This is a genomic window from Frigoribacterium sp. CFBP 13605 (assembly GCF_014839405.1).
Taxonomy (GTDB): Bacteria; Actinomycetota; Actinomycetes; order Actinomycetales; family Microbacteriaceae; genus Frigoribacterium.
This window is the reverse complement of record NZ_JACYNS010000027.1, coordinates 20985-27924: the sequence shown is the minus strand read 5'-3', so window position 1 is coordinate 27924 and position 6940 is coordinate 20985. Positions and strand designations below refer to the sequence as shown.

Here is a 6940-nt window from a genome sequence, read left to right as displayed (position 1 = left end):
GCCGCGGTCGGGCCCGCCGGGCCGAGGCCGTCCAGGACGCCCTCGGCGAGCACCGCGACGCCCTCGCGGCGGTGCGGACGATGCGCGAGGTCGCGACGCTCGCGAACCGGTCGGGCGAGGACGCCTTCGGCTACGGCGTGCTGGCCACCCTCGAGTCCGCCCGTGCCGACGACGCCCTCCGCCGCTTCCGCCGCGCCGCCGCCGACCTCTGACGTCGGGTCGCCGACCTCTGACGTGGGACCTCGGGCGCGGAAGGGGTCAGGCGGAGCGGCGGGCGAGCAGCGCCTCGAGCTTGCGCACGGTCGCGTCGTTCCGGGCCGTGACCGGAGTCGGCAGCCCCCGCCACCAGGCGTCCGGCACCCGCGAGGCGAGCACGCCTGCCGGCAGCCACTGGTGGACGGCGTCGGGCGAGACCACGATCTCTTCGTCGCCCAGGTCGACGTCGGGAGGCGCCACCCCGTCGAGTGCGCCCGGCACCTCGGCGAACGCGACCGACAGCAGCTTCGGCTCGCGCTCCTCGCGTCGGAGGGGGTTCGCCACGGCCAGCCGCGTGAAGCGCTCGGCGTCGAGCAGCACCAGGTCGGCGTCGACGCCGGTGGCCCGGGCGATCGCCGCCCGGAGCCCGGCGGCGTCGTCGGCACCGAGCCGCGACGACGCCCCGAACACCAGGTTGCCGCTGTTGAGCAGCGTCTCGGGGCGCTCGAAGCCGAGGTCGGCGGCCACGCGCCGCAGGTCGGTCATGGTCACCCGTTTGGCCGTGCCGACGTTGACGCCCCGCAGCAGCGCGACGTGGTCCACGCTCGTCAGGCCCGCCCGAGGACGTCGAGGATCCACGCGATCTCGAACGCCCGCTCGCGCCAGGACTCGTACCGTCCGCTGACGCCGCCGTGCCCGGCCGACATCTCGGTCTTGAGCAGCACCGGGGCGTCGACCTCGCGCAGCCGCGCCACCCACTTGGCGGGTTCGACGTAGAGCACCCGGGTGTCGTTGATCGAGGTCACGGCGAGGATGCGCGGGTAGGTCACGTCGTCGCGCACGTTCTCGTACGGGCTGTAACCGCGCATGTACTCGTAGACCTCGGCGTCGTGCAGGGGGTCGCCCCACTCGTCCCACTCGATCACGGTGAGCGGCAGGTCGGGGTCGAGGATGCTCGTCAGGGCGTCGACGAACGGGACGGCCGCGACGATGCCGGCGAACCGGTCGGGGGCGATGTTCGCCACCGCGCCCATCAGCAGGCCGCCCGCGCTGCCGCCCTCGGCGACCATCAGCTCGGGGGTCGTGCGGCCCTCGGCGATCAGGTGGTCGGCGACGGCGACGAAGTCGGTGAAGGTGTTCTTCTTGGTGAGCGTCTTGCCGTCCTCGTACCAGGAGCGTCCCAGCTCGCCGCCGCCGCGGACGTGGGCGACCGCGAACACGACGCCGCGGTCGAGCAGCGACAGGCGGGCGACGCTGAAGCCCGGGTCGATGCTGTGCTCGTACGAGCCGTAGCCGTAGAGGTGCACGGGCGAGGGCCCTTCGGCGGGGAGGGCGTCACGGCGCCAGACGAGCGAGACGGGCACGCGGGTGCCGTCGGCCGCCGTGGCCCACTCGCGGGCCTGGTCGTAGTCGGCCGGGTCGTAGCCGCCGAGCACGTTCTGACGCTTGAGCAGGTGACGCTCGCCCGTGCGGACGTCGAGGTCGTAGACCGTCGACGGCGTGACGAACGAGGTGTACCCGAAGCGGACGGTCGGCTGCTGGAACTCCGGGTTGCCGCCCGCGCCGGCGGCGAACAGCGGCTCGTCGAAGCCGACCTCGGAGACCTCGCCGTACCCGTCGGGACCGAGCGGCACGACCGCGAAGCGCGGCAGCGCGTCGCGACGGTACTCGACCACGAGGTGGCCGGAGAACGCGTCGACGGACTCGAGCCGGACGGAGGCGCGGTGCTCGACGATGACGCGGCGGTCGGTCGTCGACGTGGGGTCGTCGGCCGGCACGTCGACGAGCTCGAAGTTCTCGGCGCCGTCGTTGTGGACGATGAGCAGGCGGTCGCTGCCCGCGACGATCGCGTGCTCGACGTCGTACTCGACGCCCTCGCGCCGCGGCCAGACGACCCGGAACTCGCCGGTCGGGTCGGCCGCGTCGAGCAGCCAGGTCTCGCTCGTGATCTTCGACCCGACGTCGACGACGAGGTACTGGCGGCTGCGCGTGAGGCCCACCCCGATCCAGTAGCGGTCGTCGGTCTCGGTGAACACCGTGACGTCGTCGCCGGGCTGCCCGACCTCGTGACGCCAGATGGTGTCGGGCCGCCAGGACTCGTCGACGGTGGGGTAGAAGACGTACCGGCCGGTGGCGTCGAACAGGGCGCCGGCGGCCGTGCCGGTGACCACGTCGTCGAGGTCGCGGCCGGTCGCCAGGTCGCGGATGCGCAGCGTGTAGCGCTCGTCGCCCTCGACGTCGACCGCGTAGGCGAGCAGGGAGCCGTCGGGCGAGACGTCGAAGCTGCCGATCGAGAAGAAGTCGTGCCCCTCGGCCTCGGCGTTGCCGTCGAGCAGCACCTGCTCGCCCTCGGCGGCCTCGCCCGCCTCGATCGACGGGGGAGTCCAGTCGTCGGGCCCGGTGATCGGTGCGCGGCAGTGGATGCCGTACTGCTGCCCCTCGGCCGTGCGCGAGTAGTACCACCACGAGCCCTCACGGACCGGGACGCCCAGGTCGGTCTCTTGCACCCGGCCCTTGATCTCGTCGAAGACCGTCTGCCGCAGACCGGCGAGGTGGGCCGTCTCGGCCTCGGTGTGCGCGTTCTCGGCCTCGAGGTGCGCGACGACCTCGGGGTCGTCCTTGGCACGGAGCCACTCGTAGTCGTCGACGAAGTCGTGGCCGTGGTGCGACCGGGTGACGGGCTTCTGGGGGGCACGGGGAGCGGGAACGGAGGCCATCACCCGAGCCTAACGGCGGCTCAGACGGAGCGGTCGCTGGCCGTGATGCCGTTGAAGGCCGGCACCTCGGGGTACTCGTCCGAGGCGACGTGGACGTCGGCCGGGTCGGGCGCCTCGCCCTCGCGGGCCTCGTCGATCGCCTGCTCGGGGGTGCCGGCCTTCTCGGCGGCCGACTCGGAGTGCGTCCCGGGGACGGTGTACGTCGCGTCGACGTCGTGCCCGGTCGGGTCGACCGTCTCGCTCGCGCCGGACGCGTCGTCGCGGGGGGTGGTGTCGGGGGCCGGGGTCTGGTCGCGGTCGCTCATGCCGGGGACGGTACCCGCGCCTCCTCGGTGACGTCCGGCCAGGCCGTCGGTCGTCGGCCGGCCCTGACGCGGGTCGGCGCCCGACCCGGCGGCGGTCAGTCGTCGACGGGCAGGGCCGTGGTCGGCGCGGCCAACCCCTGGACGGTGGCGCCGAGGTGCGCCTCGCCGGGTTCGAGGTCGGAGATGGACCGGCGGTCGGACCTCAGTCGTCGGACCGAGGCGTTGAGCCGGGCGTGCAGCTGCATGAGGTGCAGGCGGTAGCGCTCGGGGGCGTCGTCGCTGTCGTCGAGGAAGGTGTTGCACGCCAGCGTCATCTCGTTGAGCACGGGCAGGGCCGACGAACGGGGACGGAGCGCCCGTCGCGCCCGCCGGATCTCGCCACGCAGGGCCGAGATCGAATGGCGCGCCTGCTCGTAGACGGGGTCGAGGGCGCGGGGGTTGGGGCTGAGCCTCGGTGCCACCCGGCGCAGCACGCGCCGGAAGTGGATCTCGGTGATCAGCTCGTTGAGGGCCGACGCCTCGCGCCGGCGCGACTCGATCAGCCGCACGAGCAGGTTCGACGCGAACGCCGCCCCGGCACCCACGAAGGCACCCACGGTCACGGTCACGACGTCCCACCAGCTCATGGGGCCACGCTACGGCGGACCACCGACAGCCGGGTCGGGGGAGTCGCGGTCAGCGAGAGGCGTCGTTGAGTCGCCCCATGAGCGACCAGACGGCCCGTGACAGCTCGGGGTGCCACAACGCGATGGTGCGCAGGTAGCCGAGCTCGTCGGCGAGACCGAGCCCCGTCGCGGTCGGCACGCCGTCGGTGCCCAGGGCGTCGGCCCGCAGCGAGATGACGACCTGTTCGTCGACGGTGGGGAGCCCGGGGATGACGTCCCAGGGGTCCTCGCCGTTGCGGCAACGCAGTTCGATCAGGGCGGAGAGCTCGTCGTGGGCCTCGGCGCGCAGCACCTCGAGGCTCCGGCCGGCGCCGCGGAACTCGGGCCCGGGGCGTCGCCTCCCGCTCGATCGTGCTTCGGACATGCCGACGAGCCTACGCGCGAGGCGTCGTGCGGTTCCCGGGGACGCGGCCCGCGCCTCCTGCCGTCCGCCCTCCTGCCGTCCGCCCTGTGGGCGGGACGACAGCCGGTAGCCTTCCGGCATGCCGGTCTACCGCGTCTGCGTCGCCTACCTGTTGCGGGAGCACGAGGGGCGTCGGCAGGTCCTGCTGGGACGCAAGAAGCGCGGACTCGGCACGGGGCACTGGGTGGGCCTCGGGGGCAAGCTCGAGCCGGGAGAGGGCGTGCAGGAGGCGGTGGTCCGCGAGATCGCGGAAGAGAGCGGCGTCGAGGTGCTCGCGTCGGACCTCGACCGGAGGGGCGACCTGCTCTACCTCTTCCCGCACCGTGAGAGCTGGAGCCAGCGGTCGACGGTCTTCGTCGTCACCGCGTGGTGCGGCGACCCCGCCGAGAGCGACGAGCTGGTGCCCCGGTGGTTCGACCTCGACGAGCTGCCCCTGGACGAGATGTGGGACGACGCGTCGCACTGGCTGCCCGGTGTGCTCGCCGGGGGACGGGTCACCCGGACGTTCGTCTTCGCGGCCGACCTCGCGACGGTGGCCTCGGACGCTCCGCTGCCGGCGGAACACGCCGGCCCCTGAGGCGTTCCGGCCCGGACGCCTGGCCCTCGCAGAGGGGGGCGCGGTGGCGCCGTGCTCCGCTTAGGGTCGGTTCCGAGACGGATCACGGGGAGATCCCCGCCGTCGGACGGATCTCACGGGGAGCGACATGACCAGCTACGACGGCCTGACCACGACCACGCTCCGGAGCCCGGCCCGCACCGCCGTGGCGCCCCGCCAGCTGTCGTTGCCGCTCTGGCTGCCCGCGGTGGCCTGGGCCCTCGGCCTCGTCGTCGTCGTGGTGTGGGCCGCCTTCGGCGGCGTCCTGCTGGCGCTCTCGAGCCTCGGCGTGGTCGCCCTCGTCGCGGGCATGGCAGCCACGGCCGCGCGGTGGCAGCGCATCGAACGCCTCGCGGCGATCGAGCTGGCCGAGCGACGTGCCTCGACCGCCGAGGCACGACTCGTCTGAGCCCGACACCCCGTCCGGGCGGGGTCAGCGTCCGCGTCGGGTCCCGGTGCGCGACAGACCCGCGCGTACGAAGAAGTCGACGACGCCGGTGAGCACGGCACCGACGACCGCGAACCAGGCGTAGCCGACGAAGCGCGCCGCCACGTCGGGACCGCCCTGTGGTGCCAGCGTCACCGAGAGGACGTAGAGGGCCCCGGCCGCGACGAGCAGCAGGACGGCGAGGGCGACGAGCAGGCGGTGCAGGGTGGTCGTGGTCACGAGCGTCGAGGGTACCGCCTCAGCGCGCGACGCCGTCCTCGCGCCCGGGGTGCCCCGACCCGATCCGGTCGCTCGGGACGACGCGCACGGGTCGCGTCGCGAGCTCGTCGTTCTCGAGCCCGCCGGGTGCACCGAGGAACATGTCGCCCCGCTCGCCGGGGTCACCGAGGTCGTCGCGTTCGTCCGCCGGGATCGTGTTGATCGTGCCCGTGTCCGTCGCCACGAGGCCGTGTCGGGCGAGCACCTCGTCGCGCTCGGCGACGAGGAACTCGCGGTTCGCGTTCTGGGCGTCGGCGAACATCGTCGTGCGGCCGGACACGATGCGGGCGATGCGGCGGCTCTCCCACCAGCGCTCGCCGACGAGCATCAGCACGATGCCGAGAGCGGCGTAGCAGAGCATCATCGTCACGCCGCGGCCGTAGCCGGGGCCCACGCCGTAGAGCACGCGCTTGAGCATCTCGGTGATGCCGCTCCCGACGACGACGGCGTTGAGCCACGCGAACGGTTGGGGCATGAACCATGCGGGGTAGGCGGCGCCCGAGGACGGCATGGACAGGAAGACGAACACGATCATCGCGGGCAGGGCGACGAACCGTCCGACGAAGTAGCTGATGCCGTTGACCGCGAGGCCGATCGCGATGATCCAGGCCCAGGCGATGAAGAAGAGCGGCACGAAGTGCCCGTCGACGGCCCCGATCACCGGCCCGGCGAGGACGTTCGTCACGAGCGAGATCACGCCGCCGCCGACGCCGATCACCGTCATCCGGGTGCGGTGGCGGAGCGGGGCGCCCATCAGCCCGATGAACATCGCCACCATGTAGCCGCCGATGCACCACGAGAGCATGAGGTACATCGACACGGTGCCGTACTCGTCGTTCGCGGGCAGCGGTGCCAGGTCCGTGACGGTGGGCGTGACCCCCTGGGCCTCGAGCACGGGGGTGATCGTCGCCGGGATGAGGGCGGCGACCTGGTACTGGTGGGCGCTCGCGGTGTAGATCGTGGTCTCGGCCGGGTCGTAGGCGACGGCGACGCGTCCGGCGAGCACCGCCTCCTCGGCCTCGTCGGCGGAGCCGTAGGCGCGCACGTCGATCACGCCGGGGCGGGCGTCGTCGAGGCCCGTCTGCAGGTCGGCGGCGGCCGACGAGGACCCGACGACCGCGACGGGCACGTCGTGCGGGTGGGGGGCGTGGAAGGCCGCGATGTAGCAGAGGCAGAAGCCGACGATGAAGAACAGCGGCAGCCAGAGCTGCAGGCCGATCAGCTGCAGCGACGGGTGGAGGGTCGAGTACCAGCGACGGTACCGTCCGAATTCGGGCTTGGGCGGCCCTCCCGCGTCGCCCGTGGTCGTCTGGTTCGTCGTGGTCGCCACGGTGCCGCGCCCTCCTGCTCTCGG

The 6940-nt window shown here is 73.2% G+C and carries 9 protein-coding genes and 1 pseudogene; 3 read left to right on the top strand and 7 right to left on the bottom strand.

Annotation, left to right across the window (positions count from 1 at the left end; all coding sequences use genetic code 11):
- Positions 1 to 212 (top strand): annotated as a pseudogene (locus IFT36_RS07985) (CYTH and CHAD domain-containing protein); the annotation flags it as partial.
- 46 nt (positions 213 to 258) lie between these two features.
- On the opposite strand, the gene IFT36_RS07980 reads toward IFT36_RS07985, so the two are convergent.
- The 5 genes from IFT36_RS07980 to IFT36_RS07960 form a co-directional block, all read right to left on the bottom strand.
- Entirely contained in the window at positions 259 to 798 is a 540-nt protein-coding gene (locus IFT36_RS07980) for a DUF1697 domain-containing protein (RefSeq protein ID WP_192122644.1), read from the bottom strand.
- A gap of 5 nt (positions 799 to 803) precedes the next feature.
- Positions 804 to 2912, bottom strand: coding sequence for a S9 family peptidase (locus IFT36_RS07975; protein WP_200412832.1), 2109 nt, complete (start codon positions 2910 to 2912; stop codon positions 804 to 806).
- Positions 2913 to 2932: 20 nt separating this feature from the next.
- Complete coding sequence (locus tag IFT36_RS07970) at positions 2933 to 3217, bottom strand: hypothetical protein (RefSeq protein ID WP_192122642.1); 285 nt, start codon at positions 3215 to 3217, stop codon at positions 2933 to 2935.
- Positions 3218 to 3312: 95 nt separating this feature from the next.
- Complete coding sequence (locus IFT36_RS07965; protein WP_192122641.1) at positions 3313 to 3843, bottom strand: hypothetical protein; 531 nt, start codon at positions 3841 to 3843, stop codon at positions 3313 to 3315.
- A 49-nt stretch (positions 3844 to 3892) separates the two neighbouring features.
- Positions 3893 to 4246: a hypothetical protein gene (locus tag IFT36_RS07960; RefSeq protein ID WP_249408531.1), complete on the bottom strand. Its 354-nt coding sequence runs from the start codon at positions 4244 to 4246 to the stop codon at positions 3893 to 3895.
- Positions 4247 to 4364: 118 nt separating this feature from the next.
- Here IFT36_RS07960 and IFT36_RS07955 point away from each other — a divergent pair, with 118 nt between their 5' ends.
- Together IFT36_RS07955 and IFT36_RS07950 are read left to right on the top strand one after the other, a co-directional pair.
- Entirely contained in the window at positions 4365 to 4862 is a 498-nt protein-coding gene (locus tag IFT36_RS07955; protein WP_192122640.1) for an 8-oxo-dGTP diphosphatase, read from the top strand.
- 127 nt (positions 4863 to 4989) lie between these two features.
- On the top strand, positions 4990 to 5289 hold the full coding sequence (locus IFT36_RS07950; RefSeq protein WP_200412831.1) for a hypothetical protein: 300 nt from the start codon (positions 4990 to 4992) through the stop codon (positions 5287 to 5289).
- Between the two features lie 24 nt (positions 5290 to 5313).
- On the opposite strand, the gene IFT36_RS07945 is transcribed toward IFT36_RS07950, so the two are convergent.
- Both IFT36_RS07945 and IFT36_RS07940 read right to left on the bottom strand, forming a co-directional pair.
- Positions 5314 to 5547: a hypothetical protein gene (locus IFT36_RS07945; protein ID WP_056048171.1), complete on the bottom strand. Its 234-nt coding sequence runs from the start codon at positions 5545 to 5547 to the stop codon at positions 5314 to 5316.
- A gap of 19 nt (positions 5548 to 5566) precedes the next feature.
- Complete coding sequence (locus IFT36_RS07940) at positions 5567 to 6916, bottom strand: ABC transporter permease (RefSeq protein WP_200412830.1); 1350 nt, start codon at positions 6914 to 6916, stop codon at positions 5567 to 5569.
- Positions 6917 to 6940: the final 24 nt, after the last annotated feature.

Excerpts from the sequence above, each read along its gene's own strand:
- IFT36_RS07950 (WP_200412831.1), top strand. The coding sequence starts at position 4,990 with ATGACCAGCTACGACGGCCTGACCACGACCACGCTCCGGAGCCCGGCC.
- IFT36_RS07975 (WP_200412832.1), bottom strand. The coding sequence starts at position 2,912 with ATGGCCTCCGTTCCCGCTCCCCGTGCCCCCCAGAAGCCCGTCACCCGG.
- IFT36_RS07955 (WP_192122640.1), top strand. The coding sequence starts at position 4,365 with ATGCCGGTCTACCGCGTCTGCGTCGCCTACCTGTTGCGGGAGCACGAG.
- IFT36_RS07970 (WP_192122642.1), bottom strand. The coding sequence starts at position 3,217 with ATGAGCGACCGCGACCAGACCCCGGCCCCCGACACCACCCCCCGCGAC.
- IFT36_RS07965 (WP_192122641.1), bottom strand. The coding sequence starts at position 3,843 with ATGAGCTGGTGGGACGTCGTGACCGTGACCGTGGGTGCCTTCGTGGGT.
- IFT36_RS07960 (WP_249408531.1), bottom strand. The coding sequence starts at position 4,246 with ATGTCCGAAGCACGATCGAGCGGGAGGCGACGCCCCGGGCCCGAGTTC.